The sequence below is a fragment of the Caballeronia sp. TF1N1 genome (assembly GCF_022878925.1).
Lineage (GTDB): Bacteria > Pseudomonadota > Gammaproteobacteria > Burkholderiales > Burkholderiaceae > Caballeronia.
Genome location: NZ_CP084626.1, coordinates 2256423 through 2272465, shown reverse-complemented (window position 1 = coordinate 2272465; position 16043 = coordinate 2256423). Strand labels below are relative to the sequence as shown.

At 59.9% G+C, this 16043-nt stretch carries 14 protein-coding genes; 6 read left to right on the top strand and 8 right to left on the bottom strand.

Going from position 1 to position 16043, the window contains the following annotated elements; genetic code table 11:
* Positions 1–27 precede the first annotated feature (27 nt).
* Positions 28–843 carry a sulfotransferase gene (locus LDZ28_RS10530; protein ID WP_244826074.1) on the bottom strand — a complete coding sequence of 272 codons (816 nt, stop codon included), beginning with the start codon at positions 841–843 and terminating at the stop codon, positions 28–30.
* 20 nt (positions 844–863) lie between these two features.
* Complete coding sequence (cysC, locus tag LDZ28_RS10525) at positions 864–1499, bottom strand: adenylyl-sulfate kinase (protein ID WP_244826072.1); 636 nt, start codon at positions 1497–1499, stop codon at positions 864–866.
* 226 nt (positions 1500–1725) lie between these two features.
* On the opposite strand from cysC, the gene LDZ28_RS10520 reads away from it, so the two are divergent.
* The gene (locus LDZ28_RS10520; RefSeq protein ID WP_244826070.1) at positions 1726–2916 is read left to right on the top strand and encodes an acyltransferase; all 1191 of its coding nucleotides are present in this window, start codon (positions 1726–1728) and stop codon (positions 2914–2916) included.
* Positions 2917–2924: 8 nt separating this feature from the next.
* Here LDZ28_RS10520 and LDZ28_RS10515 read toward each other — a convergent pair whose 3' ends face one another.
* The 3 genes from LDZ28_RS10515 to LDZ28_RS10505 all read right to left on the bottom strand — a co-directional run bounded on the left by LDZ28_RS10515 (position 2925) and on the right by LDZ28_RS10505 (position 6619).
* Positions 2925–3317, bottom strand: coding sequence for a GtrA family protein (locus LDZ28_RS10515; RefSeq protein ID WP_244826068.1), 393 nt, complete (start codon positions 3315–3317; stop codon positions 2925–2927).
* Position 3318: 1 nt separating this feature from the next.
* Positions 3319–4263, bottom strand: a complete 945-nt coding sequence (locus LDZ28_RS10510) for a glycosyltransferase family 2 protein (RefSeq protein WP_244826067.1) — start codon at positions 4261–4263, stop codon at positions 3319–3321.
* 79 nt (positions 4264–4342) lie between these two features.
* On the bottom strand, positions 4343–6619 hold the full coding sequence (locus tag LDZ28_RS10505; RefSeq protein ID WP_244826066.1) for a YfhO family protein: 2277 nt from the start codon (positions 6617–6619) through the stop codon (positions 4343–4345).
* A 473-nt stretch (positions 6620–7092) separates the two neighbouring features.
* Here LDZ28_RS10505 and LDZ28_RS10500 point away from each other — a divergent pair, with 473 nt between their 5' ends.
* From LDZ28_RS10500 to LDZ28_RS10480, 5 genes are all read left to right on the top strand, one after another.
* Positions 7093–7932 (top strand): glycosyltransferase family 2 protein, encoded by an 840-nt coding sequence (locus tag LDZ28_RS10500; protein WP_244826065.1) that lies wholly within the window; start codon positions 7093–7095, stop codon positions 7930–7932.
* The gene (locus tag LDZ28_RS10495) at positions 7929–8888 is read left to right on the top strand and encodes an SDR family oxidoreductase (protein WP_244826064.1); all 960 of its coding nucleotides are present in this window, start codon (positions 7929–7931) and stop codon (positions 8886–8888) included. Before LDZ28_RS10500 ends, LDZ28_RS10495 begins: the two co-directional genes overlap by 4 nt.
* 125 nt (positions 8889–9013) lie before the next feature.
* Positions 9014–10063 (top strand): glycosyltransferase family 4 protein, encoded by a 1050-nt coding sequence (locus tag LDZ28_RS10490; RefSeq protein ID WP_244826063.1) that lies wholly within the window; start codon positions 9014–9016, stop codon positions 10061–10063.
* A complete protein-coding gene (locus tag LDZ28_RS10485) occupies positions 10060–11976 on the top strand; it encodes a nucleoside-diphosphate sugar epimerase/dehydratase (protein WP_244826062.1) in 1917 nt (638 codons plus the stop codon). Before LDZ28_RS10490 ends, LDZ28_RS10485 begins: the two co-directional genes overlap by 4 nt.
* 15 nt (positions 11977–11991) lie before the next feature.
* Positions 11992–13104 carry a glycosyltransferase family 9 protein gene (locus LDZ28_RS10480; protein ID WP_244826061.1) on the top strand — a complete coding sequence of 371 codons (1113 nt, stop codon included), beginning with the start codon at positions 11992–11994 and terminating at the stop codon, positions 13102–13104.
* Here the strand turns inward: LDZ28_RS10480 and LDZ28_RS10475 are convergent.
* The 3 genes from LDZ28_RS10475 to LDZ28_RS10465 form a co-directional block, all read right to left on the bottom strand.
* Complete coding sequence (locus LDZ28_RS10475; protein ID WP_244826059.1) at positions 13028–13960, bottom strand: LysR family transcriptional regulator; 933 nt, start codon at positions 13958–13960, stop codon at positions 13028–13030. The two genes, LDZ28_RS10480 and LDZ28_RS10475, sit on opposite strands and share 77 nt — an antisense overlap.
* A 126-nt stretch (positions 13961–14086) precedes the next feature.
* Positions 14087–14677, bottom strand: coding sequence for a phosphatase PAP2 family protein (locus tag LDZ28_RS10470; protein ID WP_244826057.1), 591 nt, complete (start codon positions 14675–14677; stop codon positions 14087–14089).
* Between the two features lie 69 nt (positions 14678–14746).
* The gene (locus tag LDZ28_RS10465) at positions 14747–15820 is read right to left on the bottom strand and encodes a GlxA family transcriptional regulator (RefSeq protein ID WP_244826055.1); all 1074 of its coding nucleotides are present in this window, start codon (positions 15818–15820) and stop codon (positions 14747–14749) included.
* Positions 15821–16043 lie beyond the last annotated feature (223 nt).

Below are 16043 nucleotides of genomic sequence, written 5' to 3'. Positions count from 1 at the left end.
CTTTCGCCCATGGTGCAGCGTTGACAGTTAGAGATAGCCGAAAACCCGCATTGCTTCACCGGACGTGTCGCGGCAGTGCCGCACGATCTCTGGGCTGAGCGTCTTCTCCCACGAATTGGCGCGCTCTGGCTGAAAAGGCAGCGACAAGTTCTGATGACTTTGATCGTGTCGCAAGACGGGAGCGCGTGAGGCATGATCGAGCATCCGTTCGTCAAAGGGCAAGCCGAGCAGTTCGGTGCAGCGCGTTAGTGCTTCACGCGGATTGGCCACAAGATCTTCATAGCGCACCAAAAGGTAATTGGGCTTGCTCGCCATCGCGCGATGAAGATGCAGGTTTGTGTAGTTCCATAGGCGAGGGAAATATTCCTCGATGCCTGGCGGCGACCAACTCACGTTGTGCAGTGAGGAGATGATTCCCCGCACGTCGCGGACGATATGAAGAAATTTAATGTCGGAGCCGAGAAGACCGACTTCCTCTAACTTGCGAATGGAGAGCAGGTCGTCCGGTGTCTTGTCGCCCGCTACGCTCTTTCCATTATTCTCTGCAATTTTTGAATAGATGGCATTGAGCACACCGGCGACGGTAGGTGCCGCGCTGTTCAAAGCCGAGTAGACTTCTTCTGCACTGATATGCGGAGCGAGTGTGGAGGCAAAGTCGTCTGTCGATGTGATGAACTGCGCCACCAACGCGCGCGATTTGCTCCAGTCGCTCATGGAGCCCATGATGTGGGCGACCGCGCTAATAAACGTCGTCTGAAACGGAATAATAATCTCTGGATGGAGATTGAGGCTTTCCTTCAGAAGCGTAGTGCCGGAGCGAGGGGAGCCAAAGAGTATAAACATCGTTTGTTATCCAAAAATGATCACGGAGCAGACGGTGTCTGTTGCATAAGAGGTGCTGTGTCGGTGACCAGTCGCATGAGTTCATCGACACAGGCAGCAACTGACAGTTGGCCCGTCTCCAGTATTAAATCGGGGGCGACAGGTACCTCGTACGGTGAGCTAACACCGGTGAACTGCGCTACGCGGCCAGCGTTGACGTCGGCATAATACCCCTTGGGATCGCGCTGACGGCAAAGCTCAAGACTGGCGCAAATATAGACGAGCCGAAACGGCGTGCGCGTGGCTTCGCGCGCACGGGCGCGATCCTCTTCGAAGGGCGAAATCAATGACGCTATGACAACCGCACCTCGTTCGGCAAGGAACCGCGCCACGGCGCCTACTCGCCGTACGTTCTCGGATCGGTCTTCTTTCGAAAATCCCAAGTCAACATTTAAATCGGTCCGCAAGTCATCGCCGTCAAGGACGACAACTTGGTAGCCGTCATCGAACAAGCGCCGTTCCAGATGCGTCGAAAGGGTCGATTTTCCGGCTCCCGAAAGTCCGGTGAACCAAATGATTGCACCTGAGTGACGAGAACGGGCACGTCGTTCGTGCGGCGAGACCGGCAAACATTCCGGGTGCGATGAGCCTGTCGGCTCGTGTGGTTTCTTGGGCATTGGCAGAACGGTAAGAATGATTTGCGCACTGAAGCTTTACGCAGAAAAAAAAGAAAGTCGTGCGAGTTTGTTACCATCCGAATGCTCGAAAGTGTGGACTCACAGCTATTCGACGCGCTAGCGGAGCCTTCCGGGGCTGTTCAGGCTTATGCATTTTAAGCCTCCAGCGGTCGGAGAGGCGGTTTTCATGGTTACCGTATGTCTCACATCGCCCAAAGTCAAACCGATGTCTCTCTATAGCTTGCTTCCCTTTGTGGTCGTACTGACAGCGTTGTGCCTGATTTTCTCATTGCCGATTTTCAAGTTTGTGGATGGTACGAAGACGAGCGGTCGCCGTGTAGCGACCATTGACGGGTTGCGCGGCTTTCTCGCGATCTCTGTCATGCTTTATCACGGGATCATCAATCATAGCTATGTCACGGGTGGCGGATGGGTCGCGCCGGACGTCCTGTTCTACCGCCCGTTAGGCGGTGTAGCAGTCATGTTCTTTTTCATGATCACAGCCTATCTCTTCTGGGGGCGGTTGTTAAAGACGTCGGGTCAACCCAATTGGCGCGGACTGTATGTCGGTCGATTTTTCCGCATCGTGCCGCTCTACACGTTTGCCGTGATCGCGATGATTGCGATCGTTTTCTGGCGCACGGGCTGGCACCTTCACGAAGCGCCGCTTGCGCTCATCGAACACATGTCGCGTTGGCTTGCTTTCGGATTGAGTGACGACATGCCTCCCGTCAATGCATTTCCTTGGACGGTGTTCATCCTCATGGGCGTTACGTGGAGCATCAAATACGAGTGGTGGTTCTATTTCTCCCTCATCGTCATGGCATTGTTTGTCAAAGCAGGCTTGCGTTTGACGTTCGCCCTTATAGGACTGGCGGCTTCATTCGCGCTGATGCTCACGACGCAATCCGAGCTCTGGTGCCTCCCCGCCGCTTTCTTTTGCGGTATCGCGACTGCGACGCTGCAGTTTGAAGGCCTGGTGCCTCAGCGGTCCGACAGACTTCTTTCTCTGATCGCTGTTGCTGCTATCGCGCTCTTGTTCAGTTTCGCGCGAACACACGCCGGCGTTGTGCAGATAGCACTCGTCGGCATTGCCTTCTTCTGTATTGCTAATGGCGCTTCGTTTGCTGGCCTGCTGCGGCTCAAATCAGCCGAGCGGCTGGGTCATATCAGTTACGGCATCTATTTGCTGCAGGGACTTCCGATGACTTTGTTGTTTTGGCATGAACCGTTCAGGGCTTGGGCAACACAAAGCTCGGTTCACTACTGGCTTGCGTTGTTCTTGTGCGCACTCATCTTGTGCACGATGGCAAGTCTGACGTACGCTGGCTTGGAGCGTCCATTTATCTCGCTTGGTAAGTCGCTCGGCCGGGCAAGGCAATCATCCAGGACAATAAACGTAGGTCAATCATCGTAATGAAGGGTTCAGAACTTGGTCTTGCGATAGACCCACAATTTGGCTGTCGCGAAATTGACGGACATGCCGACGATCGATCCGACCGCAACTGCGGCAAGCGGCGCAAATGCTTGCGGCGGCAAGACGTGCAGCGTGAGCATGTAACTCGCGTAGTTGAGCACGCCGCCAAACGACATGGCCAGCAAGTAATCGAACCATTCGCGCAAAGCCGATTTGCCTTCGACACGCTCGAAAGTCGTTCGCCGATTGATCTGCCAGGTCACAAATGCGGCACACAGAAACGAAATGATGCGACCAACACGGGGTCCAGCTCCAAGTGCGAGCGCTAGATAAAGCACTCCAGAATCCACAAAAAAGCCAATGCCGCCTGCTACGGCGAACCTTAGGAACTGTCGCGGCATATCAGTCGCGCCTTGAATCCAACGCAGGGACGGCGAGATACGCTACCCGCTTGAGTTCATTGCGACCTTGCGTGACAGTATCGAGAACGATGCCACAGATGAGCAGAATTGCGCCTGTTAGCATCAGACCGCTACTCAAGACTACCGTCGGCAGCCGCGGGACGAGTCCCGTTTCGACAAAAGTCTCGAATACCGGAAGCGCTAAGCCGACCGAGAGGAGAAAGCAGACGACAAATCCGGCCGCAAAAAAGGCAAAGGGTCGCTCCGACTTGAACAGCCTAAAAATCATGAGCAGAATGCGGAACCCATCGCGATAGGTGTTCAGCTTACTGACTGATCCTTCGGGCCGCGAATAGTAATTCGTCTCTATTTCCGCCACTGGCATGCGCATGCCCAAGGCATGCACGGCCAGTTCGGTTTCAATCTCGAAGCCCGAGGAATGTCCGGGGAATGATTTTGCGAATCGGCGCGAGAAAATGCGGTAACCCGATAGCATGTCCTTAAAGGTCCTGCCGAAGATTTTCGCGGCACATTTCGTCAAAAGCACATTGCCCAGGCGATGCCCCAGGCGATAAGCCGTCTGCTCGTTGCTCAGACGCGACCCGACCACCATATCGAGTCGGTTCTCGATCAGAGCATCAACGAGCCCAGGCGCGGCTGATGCGTCATAGGTGGCGTCGCCATCGACCATGACGTAGATGTCGGCTTCGATGTCCGCGAACATGCGACGCACCACGTTGCCTTTGCCCTGCAGCGGGACGCTAATGACCTCGGCGCCCGCTTTCCTTGCCGCCGCTGCCGTGCCGTCGGTTGAGTTGTTGTCGAATGCGACTATCCTCGCTTCGGGCAGGCTCGTGCGGAAATCATTGACAACCTTGGCAATGGTCGCTGCTTCGTTAAAACATGGGACCACGACCGCGAGGCGAAGCGTTGCAAGATGACGCATGGGAATCGAATATCCAGGTTATTGCAAGTCGACTGCCAAAAGGTAACGGGAGCATTGAAGAGTTCTTTGCATTGGTATTTTAGCGTTGTGAGCCGTGCGAGACCTCACGCGGCTCGGAACGCGCTCCGAAACGTCGAAAGAAACTTGTCCCGACAAGCAGCCACCCGATGACAAACGCGACATACGCCCATTCGATGAACGGTGGCTTGAAAGAAAACCTGACGATCGAGTGGCCTTTAGCCAGTCTGACGCTTTGAAAAATTTCGCTGGTACGTTCGATCGCTGTTGGCTGGTCGTTGACCGTCACCGCCCAGCCGGTCATGTCTAGTTCGAGGCGGGTGAGTAGCGAGGGTCTATCGCAAGTGGCTTGCATGCTGTCGCGGCTTTCGACCATAAGGGAGCATCCCGGTGCGGCAACGAACGGTGCCGGATCGGCGATCTCAAAGATTTGCATGCCGGCGCTTTCAAAAACCGGCGTGAGGCGTGGGCCTGACGGTGTTGCAATGTACCGCTGCAACGAGGCAAACGCGGGCGAATCGAGGGCATTCGGCGGTGCAACGACATAGCGGGTCCCAATTCGGCGATAAGCGTCTAAGTGTGCCACCAGACTCTCCGGCGCCGAGGGCCCATTCAAATCCGCGCGGCTGACGCCGGTGAATAAAATGGGGGGCGCGTTAGGATCCAGATGTGCCGTTACGTAATCTGTCCAGGCTTTTGGGATTGGCAGGTCGTTATGATTGACCTGCGCGATTTGGAAGAAGGAGCCGTAGTTGGGCTGGACCGGACCGAGGGTTGTGAATCGGCGCAGCCCAAGATTTGCCTGGAGGAAATGCACGCCTTCGAGGTCAAAGCGACCGCGAGACGGATTGCTAAGCACGGGTACTAGAAAATAGAGGAACGCCTCGAAAATCAGCATACCGGCTAGCATTCGTGCGCGCCGCTCTGCGGCTGTAGTGAACCACGCGCATTGCGTCGTCAAGCCGAACAAGAGAAGCGTGACGATCCACGCAATATGCGACACGCGTCCGTCCGGCATCAACCCGTCATGCAGCATGAGTACAACGAATGCTGCACACAGGACCGCCATGAAAATGGATGCAGCACGTGTCCGGGAGACAAGTGCTTCACGCCTGATGTCGTCGAGCGCAAAGGCTGCAAGAACGCCTAGGCAGAACTCCCAAGATGGCGGCAGGTATCGGTAGAATGCGGCGAGTTTCAGTCCCGGAACTACGTGAACGAGCAGATTGAACCCTGGTACGCCGTAGGTCATGGCTAGGCATATCGCTGCCCAGGCGGCAAGCGCAAATCTCAAGCCGCGATGCGTCGTGCCCTTGACGCCAATCATGGCAAGCATGAACAGCGCGTATCCGCCATATCCTCCCACATTGCCCCAGAATTCAACGAATGCCTTGTCGGAGAAAATATTGCCGAACGCATAGGGCGAGAGGAGCCCGAGCGTGAACGCCGGCTTGATGTGAGCCGAAGCGAATCCATCTCCAGCGTCGTGTCCGCCGGTATGGGCGAGTGGAAGATAGTCGAAAAACGGCACGAGCACGGGCGCCGCGATCGCTAAAGCTGCCATGCCGCCAATGCAAACTCGCACAAGAAACGTAACGCGACGGCTATCGGGAAGCGACGCAGTTCGAACCAAGGTCCATACCAAGATCAGCAGCCCATCAAGATAGGCAACCTCGGGAAATCCTGCATACAGCGATGCCGCAAGCCCAATGGAGAGCGCTGCCCATCCCCCAGAGCGCGTTTTCGCGACCCGGCTTCGCAAAACTTCAATGCCGAACAGGGTGAGCGGAAGGAACGGGATGGGATTGATCACGGCGTTGCCAAGCCAGGCGAATGTGCCGTTGAACTCGAACGCGATTGATGCGGCGGTTGCGGCCAGCCGCGAAGATCCCAAGCGGCGCAGCAGTGCCCACGTTGAGAGGCCTGCAATTATCTGCAGCAGCAAATGCGCGTATAACTGGCCGTCGCGGAAGACGAGTAACCATGTCAGAGGGAAAAAAACGGCGCCTTGCATCTCTCCCGCAAGCGGCGCGCCGACGCCTTCGAAATGGTTCCACCAAGGAAGCTTGCCACTCAACAGTTCCATCGTACCGAGTCGTCCGAGTGCATGGCTCGTGTAGCCGATATTCGGATCGATCGTCGGGTAAGGCGGATAACCTTTTAATGGGCCCGGATGCAGCATCGTTTGCAACGCCGCATAGATCAGCGTCGGATCGGCGATGAGCGCTCCGAAGATCAGCGGCGCCTTGAGGACGACTGGCGCCAGAATCAATACGATTAGACATCGCAAGGTGCTCGATCTTTCCTTGGCGGAAGTCAAGGGCGAGAACAAAGACATGTGCGGGCCCAACAGATAAACAAGCGCCCGATCCTAACATCCTCGGCGGCGACATCGGAAGGCGTCGTCGATCGCGCAGGTTCTGCGGCGTTCATCCTCTTCATCCGGGCATTGGTCGCCTGGCCTCGCGGTCGGGGAAAGGGCTTTCAAGCGGAGCCCATGGCTTAGCGGTAAGCGTGAACATATGGCGCGGCGTACTTTTTCGACATCGATGGATGTGATCCGGTTCTTGCGAACGAAGCTCGCGGTCGCCCTGACGCGGAACTGGCGTTCGAGACGCCATTTGAAAGAAGCGAGCAAACCTTGGCCGGAAAGAGTGGACGTTTCCGGCATTCGTGTCTCACACGTACAGTGTTGCGGATACCGGCCGTCTCTCGAAACACTTCCTGCTTTCAGCGCATTTCGGCGAAAATGTCGTCTTCCGACAGCCGGCAGGCCGCCATGAATATAAAGTTCTGTCACCAAGGACGCAGTTGAACTTCCACTCCGATAACGCAAGCTCGGCCGATTTGATCACCGCATCCGTCGTCGTCTACCGACCGCACCGCGAACTTCTCGAACGTACGCTGCGCACGCTCGATACCGCACTGCATCGCTTGTCCGTCACGAGTGGCACGTCCGCGCCCCTATACCTCATCAACAACGGAACCGACGAAGGCATCGACCTCGCCGACCTCATCCGCCACGTCGACCTGTCGACAACCATCATCGAAGGCCAGGGGAACGTCGGCTACGGTCGCGGCCACAACCTCGCGATCGAGCGCGCAACGAGCCGCTACCACCTGATACTGAACCCCGACATCGAGCTGGACCCCGAAGCGCTCGTACGCGCGCTCGCGTTCCTGGAAGCTCACCCGGAGGCGGGTCTCGTCTCTCCGATGATCATCGACGACACCGGCCATCAACAATTCCTTTGCCGCCGCTTCCCAACCGTCCTCGATCTTTTCGTGCGCGGCTTTCTCCCAGCACGCCTTCGCGCGCCCTTTGAAAAGCGCCTGGCCCGTTACGAAATGCGCGACGTCATCAACGACGAAAACATCCTTTGGGACCCGCCCATCGTCAGCGGCTGCTTCATGCTATTCCGCACCGAGGTTCTCAAAAAACTCGGCGGCTTCGACCCGCGCTATTTCCTCTATTTCGAAGACTACGACCTGAGCCTGCGTACCCACGAAATTGCCCGCGTGGCCTACGTGCCCTCGGTACGCGTGCTGCATCATGGCGGCGACGCGGCGCGCAAGGGCTTCAAACACATCAAGCTCTTCGTCACATCGGCGTGCAGGTTCTTCAACCGCTTCGGCTGGAAATGGCTATGAGCGAGCGCATCGGCGTGACCGGAGCAAACGGGTTCGTCGGGCGGGCCGTGTCGCGCTTGCTGCTCGATGCGGGCAAAGAGCCTGTAGGCATCGTGCGCGAGGGTGCAGCGGTCGAGCCGGGCGTCACGCCCGTGCACATCGGCTCGCTCGATGCAATCACGCCCGCATCCTTCGAAAAGTGCGCGTCGGTGATTCATCTCGCCGCGCGCGTCCACGTCATGAGCGACGCGGCCACCGACCCGCTCGCCGCCTTTCGCGCAATCAACGTCGATGGCACCCTCAGCGTCGCCGACGCGGCACATCGCGCAGGCGCGCGGCGCTTCGTCTTCGTGAGCAGCATCAAGGCGCTCGCCGAACTGGACGATGGCCGTCCGCTAAAGGAAACCGATACGCCGCATCCACCCGATCCATACGGCGTCTCCAAGCTCGAAGCGGAGATCAGGCTGAAGGAGTTCGGCGCGCGCACCGGGCTGGAAATCGTGATCGCGCGTCCGCCGCTGGTCTATGGCCCCGATGTGCGCGCCAATTTCCTGAGTCTGATGGACGCGATCGCCAAGGGCATGCCGTTGCCCATCGGCGCGGTGGAAGCACGCAGAAGCCTTTGCTACGTGATGAATCTCGCCGATGCGCTCGTCACCTGCGCCATGCATCCGCGCGCCGCGAATCAGCTATTCCATATCACGGATGGCGAAGATCCCGGTGTCGCAGACCTCGCCCGGCGTCTAGGGCATCATCTGCATAAGCCCGCGCGGCTGGTCTCCGTGCCGGTCGGCGCCTTGAAACTGGCAGGCAAACTTACCGGCAAATCTCCTCAAGTCGCTCGCCTGACCGGCAGCCTCCAGATCGACTCGACTCACATCCGCGATGTGCTAGGCTGGCGCCCGCCGTACACGCTCGACGAAGGCCTCGCCGCAACGGCGGACTGGTATCGCGCGTATCGTCTGCGGAAAACATAATTCCGAGCTAATTATGTCGAGTTAACGTCCGGTAACAACGGATAAGCCCCGGTAACACGCGCGCCGCGTCGAAGAGGGCATGATTTGTCACAGTCGAAAGAACCTCACCTTGCAACTTCCGGGAAATGACCCAGCCGCTGTCACCCTTTGTCGTCAGTTCTCCATGGATTGCCGCTGCTTTAGTCGCAGCGGGGTCGCTCGCAGCATGCGCCGCGATCCTCTCAGCCTTGCTTCGCACGGGCTTGGCCTGGCGTCTCGCCACCGATATTCCGAACGAACGTTCGCTTCATAGCCGTCCGACGCCGCGTATCGGCGGATGGGGAATCGTTCCTGTTGCCGTCATCGCCATGCTGGTCGCTACGCCCACGCTGTGGCTTGCCGCGCTCTTGACCGTGGTGCTCGCGGCGGTATCGCAAATCGACGATCGTCGCGGCTTGCCTGCCCGCGTGCGCTTCGGCGCACACGTGGCCGCCGTTGCACTGCTCATCGCGCTGAATCCCGCGCCGGTGCCTTGGTGGGCGCTGGTTGCCGTCGGCTTCCTCATGGTCTGGCTCGTCAATCTCTACAACTTCATGGACGGCTCCGACGGCCTCGCAGGCGGCATGGCGCTATTCGGTTTCGGCGGTTACGCCGTCGCGGCGCTCTCCGGGCCCGTGCCGCAGATCGATCTAGGCGTTGCGAGCGCGGCGCTCGCCGGCGCCGCAGCAGGCTTCTTGCTATTCAATTTTCATCCGGCTAGGATTTTTCTGGGAGATTCGGGGTCGATTCCCTTAGGATTCTTGGCTGGAGCACTCGGATATTGGGGCTGGCTCAAGGGCACGTGGCCCGTTTGGTTTCCGGCGCTGGTGTTTTCGCCGTTCATCGGCGACGCGTCGGTGACGCTGCTCAAGCGTCTCGCGCGCGGAGAAAGGTTTTGGCAGGCACACCGGGAGCATTACTATCAACGCATGGTTCAAGCCGGCGCCGGCCACGCGCGGACGGCGTTTGCGTGGTATTTGCTGATGCTCGCGGGCGTCGTGCTCGCCATCTCGGCGCTCGCGTGGTCTCCCGCGAGCCAGTGGCTGGCGGTCGCAGTATGGGTGGTCGTTGTCGTGGCGGCAGGCTCAGTCGTCGATGTTTGCTGGCGCCGTCATCAAGCGCTTCACTCCGGACAACCTAGAGGTACACGCGGATGATTCGATACAAAGCTCCTTGGCTTTCCGCCGGAGCCTTCGCGTTCGATCTGTGCGCGGTTGCCGCGACATGGCTCGTCGCCTACATGATCCGCTTCAACGGCGCCGTGCCGCCCGAGTTTCAACACGGCGCATTCATGGCGCTCATCTGGGTGCTGCCTGTCTACGGCGTCATGTTCCGCGTCTTCGGCCTCTATCGCGGCATGTGGGTGTTCGCGAGTCTGCCCGATCTGATGCGCATCTCGAAGTCGGTCGCCGTCGGCGCGCTCGTCGTCATGATCGGCGCGGTCATGGCGCAACCAACGCCGGTCATTCCTCGCTCGGTGCTGATCGTCGAGCCGCTGTTGCTGTTTCTCGCAATGGGCGGCGCGCGCGCGCTCTATCGTGCGACCAAGGAGTTCTATCTCTATGGCGGGCTCGTCGGGCAGGGCAAGCCTGTGATCGTGCTCGGCGCAGGCACTGCCGGCGCCATGCTGGCGCGTGAACTTGCGCGTTCGAGCGAATGGCGTCTGGTCGGCCTGCTCGATGACGACCGCTCGAAGCAAGGCCGCGAAGTGCTCGGCCACAAGGTGCTCGGCAGTTTCGGCGATTTGCAGCAGGTCGCGGAGCAATACAAGACCGATTACGCCATCATCGCGATTCCCTCGGCATCGGCGGAAGAGCAGCGCCGCGTCGCCACGCTATGCGTGCGCGCGGGCGTGAAGGTCATGGTGCTGCCCGCGCTCAGTCAATTGACGCAAGGCGAGGGCGGTTTCCTGTCGCGCGTGCGGCAGATCGATCTCGAGGATTTGCTCGGCCGCGAGCCCGTCAAAATCGACATGCCGCACGTCGAACAGTTGCTGCACGGTCGTGTGGTGATGGTAACGGGCGCGGGCGGTTCCATCGGCTCGGAACTCTGCCGGCAGATTCTGCGTTTCTCGCCGGCGCAACTCGTCGCCTACGATCTGAGCGAATACGCGATGTATCGCCTGATCGAGGAGTTGCACGAGAAATTCACGGATTGCTCGGTGATTCCGGTCGTCGGCGACGCCAAGGATTCGCTGCTGCTCGATCAGACCATGGCGCGCTTTGCGCCGCATATCGTGTTTCATGCGGCCGCCTACAAGCACGTGCCGCTGATGGAAGAGCAGAACGCCTGGCAAGCCGTGCGCAATAACGTGCTCGGCACGCTGCGCGTCGCGCGCGCGGCGATTCGCCATGACGTGCGCCACTTCGTTTTGATTTCCACCGACAAGGCCGTCAACCCGACCAACGTGATGGGCGCCAGCAAGCGGCTCGCCGAGATGGCGTGTCAGGCCTTGCAGCAGGCCGCGCCGCACACGCAGTTCGAGACGGTGCGCTTCGGCAATGTGCTCGGCAGCGCGGGCAGCGTGATCCCCAAGTTCCAGCAGCAGATTGCGAAGGGCGGCCCGGTCACGGTGACGCATCCGGAAATCACGCGCTTCTTCATGACCATTCCCGAAGCCGCGCAACTCGTGTTGCAGGCGTCGAGCATGGGACGTGGCGGCGAGATTTTTATTCTGGATATGGGTCAGCCCGTGAAGATCGTCGATCTGGCGCGCGATCTGATCCGGCTCTACGGTTACAGCGAAGAACAGATTCGCATCGTGTTCACCGGCTTGCGGCCGGGCGAGAAGCTTTACGAGGAACTACTCGCCGACGACGAAACCACCACGCGCACGCCGCATCCCAAACTGCGGATCGCGCAGGCGCGAGGTGTGCCAGAAAACTTCATCGACGAGTTGTTGCCGTGGCTCATGCAGCATCGCGTGCTCGCGGATGACGAAGTGCGGCGCGATCTGCGTCGCTGGGTGCCGGAGTATCAGACGGTGACCAACCCCACGCTGCAGAGCGTGCCGGTTGCGAAAGTGGCGAAAGTGGCGAAAGTGGCCAACGAGCGCGGCGCGTCGCTCTGACGGAGCCAACAGCGCATGACGACTTTCGACGAAGTCCATGCGCTGACCCATGCGGGTTCGTTGTTATCGAGGCACGGCGAGATCGTCGCGTCCTACGATCTCGAAGCCACCGGTAGCGATGCCTCCGGCTTCACGTCATTACATGACGCGCGGCGCGACATTCTCTGCGCCGTCTCCACGCCCTTCACGGCGAACTATGCAGCCGCGCGCCGCGTTCATCTCATCAACGCGTTCGGTGTGACGCTGGGCGATTCGATCATCGGCCTGTCCGCGCTCTTCGCGATCAAGCGACACTGGCCGCATCTCACGTTTACGATTTATCGGCCGGCTCATGCGCCAGGCTACGTGAAGCGCTTGTATGAACTGGCCGCGCCGCTCGTCGGGGGCGATGTGATCGATCTGCCGGTGCCGCTCGCAAGCCTGCCCGCCGATGAACCGAAGATCGACCTCGGCAATCATCTCTTCTGGCCGAGCTTCGCCTCGATGCCGATGATCGATTTCTTCATCCGCGCGTTAGGCGTGGACCCGCTAAGCGTAGCGCCGGAAGACAAGCGCAATCGCTGGCTGCGTGATCTGGCCTTGCCCTTGCCCGCGCGTCACGCAGCCGACGCGGCGTATGTGCTGTTCTGTCCCAACGCGAGCACGCCAGTGCGCAGCGTGCCGCAGGCGGCGCGTGGGCGCATCGTCGCGCGTCTGTGGGACGAATTCGGCTTGCCCGTGTATGGCTTCGGCGCGATCGATCACCCGCACTATCGCGACATCGCGGCGCATTCCAGGGATACGGCGGAATTCATCGCGTGGATCGGACACGCCTGTTATCTGGCGACGCCCGATACCGCCGCGCTGCATATCGCAGCGGGCTTCGACGTGCCGACGACGGCTTTCTTCACGACCATCGGTGCAGCGTTACGCTCGCGCGACTACGCCAACTGTCATGCAGTGGAGTTCGAACTGAGCGAGCTGCAAGGGATTCACGCGAGTGCCCGAGCGCAGGACCTTCGCGCGCTCGAACGTGTGTATGGCGCCTACGACTGGCGCACCATGCCGATCGTCATGACGGCGAGACCGTTTTGCCGCTCGCCTGAAATGCGGGCAGGCGTCCATAGAGCTCCGCCACCCAGTCGATGAACACGCGCACGCGCCGCGGCTGATGCCGGTTCGCCGCATACAGCACCGACACCACGCGCGCATACGACGGATACTCGTTCAGCACTTCCACGAGCGCGCCGCTTTTCACATAAGGGTCGAGCGTGTAGCTCGAACTCTGGATGAGTCCGAGGCCCGAGACGCCGCACGCAATGTACGAATCGCCGTCGTTCACCGCGATCTTGTGCTTCATCGCGATGGTGCGCGTTTCGTTATCGACGACGAATTCCCAGTTGCGCACGCGCCCCGACTTGTTGAGCACGTAGCCGACCGCGAGATGCTGTTCGAGATCGTCGAGCGTGCGCGGCGTGCCGTACTTCTCGAGATAGCCGGGCGATGCGCACGTGATCTGCGAATACGCGCCGATGCGCTTGGCCACGAGGCCGACGTCGCCGACCGCGCCCACGCGCACCACGCAATCCACGGCTTCCTCGACGAGATCGACCGAGCGGTCCGTCAAAAGCAATTCGACGCCAATATCCGGATAAGCCGCGAAGAATTCCGGCAAGGCGGGAATGATGGTGCTCTTCGCCATGACCTGCGGCAGGCTGACCTTGACGTTGCCCTTGGGACTGAGCTTCGAATGCGAGAGCGACGCTTCCATGTCGTCGATCTCGCCCAGCACGCGCACGCAGCGATCGTAGTAAGCCTCGCCGTCTTCGGTGATGCTGATGCTGCGTGTGGTGCGATTGATGAGGCGTGCGCCGAGGTGCGCTTCGAGCGCTTGCAGCGTGCGCGATACGCTCGCGGGCGGTAGGCGCAGCGCATCGGCGGCCTTGGAGAAGCTGCCCGACTCGACGACGCGCGCAAAGACCTTCATGGCGAGAAAGCGATCCATACTCGTCTGCAATCACGGCCGCGCGCGCAAAAGATGCAGGCATGCACGGCGGTCGAACTGTTGATCAAGCGGGGATCATACTTTGGAACCCGCCAGCCGCGCAGCAACCGTGGCCGGCGCGCACGATCACGACAGTCCGAGTCCGCGGCACAGCCACCAGGAGTAGTGTTCGATCATCCGCTGGAACGGCGCGTGATGACCGTAAGCGATCGAAGAGACGGCGAGCAGCCCGAGGCCCGCCACGAGCGCGCGCGGCATCTTGCGCGGCACGGCAAACACATGACGCAACAACAGGAAGGCGATGAGGCCGCCGAGCAGCCAGCCAGCCACGACTTCGGCGGGCGTGTGCGCGTCCTGCAGAATACGACTTGCGCCGATCAGCGCCGCGAGCACGAGTCCCGCTGCCGCGCCCAGCAGATACCACGCTCTTCCGAGCCCGCCCGCGAGCAAGCCTGCGGCGACCGTATAGATCGATGCCGCGAGCATGGTGTGCCCGCTGATCATACGAAATTCGATGGCCGGCACTTCGAGGCCGCAGCCTGCATAGAGAATCTTCGAAAGGCCGACCAACCCCATGCCGGCCGTCAGCAGCACGGCCCAGCGAATGGCGAGCCGCATGTCCACCGAGCGCAACCACAGTGCGCAAACGAGTGCGAGCGGCAAAAGAAGCGCCGCGTCGCCGAGATTGGAAAAAATCCAGAGTATTTTCGTTTCCATGCTTTTTTCGTTACCCCGTCCTGGCGCGCATCGGTCCATGCGCTGTTTAAGCTTATGTCGCCATAAAGTCTATGTCGTGTCGGCCGCTTGCTTGCGCCGTCCCGCCATGCGGTATTCCGTCGGCGAGATCGACAGCCGCTTGCGAAAGATCTTCGCGAGGCCGTCGCCACTGCCCGCGCCGCATCGGCGCGCAATCTTGTCCACCGGTAAGTCCGTTCCCGCAAGAAGCATGCAACTCGCGTCCAGTCGCGCGCGCAAGAGATATTCAGAAGGCGTGAGCCCGATTTGCGCCTTGAAGCGGCGCAGGAAGTTGCGTTCGCTCATGGCCGCGACGCGCGCCGCATCGGTGATCGAAATCGGCTTCACGTAGTTCTCGCGCATCCAGCGCGCGGCTGCGTCGATCTTCTGGCGCACGCCGCCGCTGTCGGTGTCTTCCAGCACGGTTGCAAGCTTGTGCCACGCGCCCGGCAGCGTGCGCTCCGACACTTCGCGCGCTACCGCCGCGCCGTGATCGCGCTTGACGATGGACAACGCCGCCGCGATCGGGCCTTTAGGATCGTCCAGCGTAAGCGTTTGTTCCGCGATGAAAAGTGCGTTCGACAACGCAGGCGACAAGGCCGACGACAACGCGTCCTGCGCGGGTTCATCGCCGAAATCGAGCGAACGGTTCTGCAGCGTGAGATTCGCCGCCGCCAGAATGTGCGCGCCTTCGCCGATAGCCTTGATGAACGGGATCTTCGGTGCGATACGCCCAAGGCGTTTGCGCAACATGACGTCGTGCCGCGCGTGCCGCGCGCCTTCGCCGCCCGCGATGAAAAGGGCATCGCACTCGTTCATCCAGCGGTTTTCGAGGCTTTCGCTCCAGATGCGCATGGAACAGCTGCTCGCCACGCTCCCGCCTTCACTGGACACGAACATCAGCGAATAGTTCGGCGCCGCAGCGTTCGAGCCCGCATGAGCAGGCAGGCGAACCTGGTTGGCAAGCGAAAAGACTTCGGAAATAGAACTGACTTCGACGAGCGAGAAGTCCTCGAAGATCAGAATGCCGATTCGCTTCGCCATGCTGGCCACATCGGCGGGCGGCGCGTCGGTTTCGGGCGAGCGCACGACCTGCAGCCGGCCCATACCGTTGGCATATACCATCGACTTTCTCCTGTTCATCCCCTGTGTCGTAATCTCCCTGGTGGAGCGAAAAGCAGAGGGAAAACCAAGCTATATGCGTGGCACTATACGCGGCAGGCAGCAAACGCCGTCGCCATCGTCGGATAATGGCGAACTGTTGGCAGATGATTTCGATATTCGGACGATAAGCTGGCATCACTCATGTCGTCTGATGAAATCGGGCGATTGATTCCACTACATATCC

Coding starts and splice junctions, on each gene's coding strand:
- LDZ28_RS10475 (WP_244826059.1), bottom strand. CDS start 13,960: ATGGATCGCTTTCTCGCCATGAAGGTCTTTGCGCGCGTCGTCGAGTCG.
- LDZ28_RS10485 (WP_244826062.1), top strand. CDS start 10,060: ATGATTCGATACAAAGCTCCTTGGCTTTCCGCCGGAGCCTTCGCGTTC.
- LDZ28_RS10470 (WP_244826057.1), bottom strand. CDS start 14,677: ATGGAAACGAAAATACTCTGGATTTTTTCCAATCTCGGCGACGCGGCG.
- LDZ28_RS10530 (WP_244826074.1), bottom strand. CDS start 843: ATGTTTATACTCTTTGGCTCCCCTCGCTCCGGCACTACGCTTCTGAAG.
- LDZ28_RS10465 (WP_244826055.1), bottom strand. CDS start 15,820: ATGGTATATGCCAACGGTATGGGCCGGCTGCAGGTCGTGCGCTCGCCC.
- LDZ28_RS10510 (WP_244826067.1), bottom strand. CDS start 4,263: ATGCGTCATCTTGCAACGCTTCGCCTCGCGGTCGTGGTCCCATGTTTT.
- LDZ28_RS10505 (WP_244826066.1), bottom strand. CDS start 6,619: ATGTCTTTGTTCTCGCCCTTGACTTCCGCCAAGGAAAGATCGAGCACC.
- LDZ28_RS10480 (WP_244826061.1), top strand. CDS start 11,992: ATGACGACTTTCGACGAAGTCCATGCGCTGACCCATGCGGGTTCGTTG.
- LDZ28_RS10520 (WP_244826070.1), top strand. CDS start 1,726: ATGTCTCTCTATAGCTTGCTTCCCTTTGTGGTCGTACTGACAGCGTTG.
- LDZ28_RS10495 (WP_244826064.1), top strand. CDS start 7,929: ATGAGCGAGCGCATCGGCGTGACCGGAGCAAACGGGTTCGTCGGGCGG.
- LDZ28_RS10490 (WP_244826063.1), top strand. CDS start 9,014: ATGACCCAGCCGCTGTCACCCTTTGTCGTCAGTTCTCCATGGATTGCC.
- cysC (WP_244826072.1), bottom strand. CDS start 1,499: ATGCCCAAGAAACCACACGAGCCGACAGGCTCATCGCACCCGGAATGT.
- LDZ28_RS10515 (WP_244826068.1), bottom strand. CDS start 3,317: ATGCCGCGACAGTTCCTAAGGTTCGCCGTAGCAGGCGGCATTGGCTTT.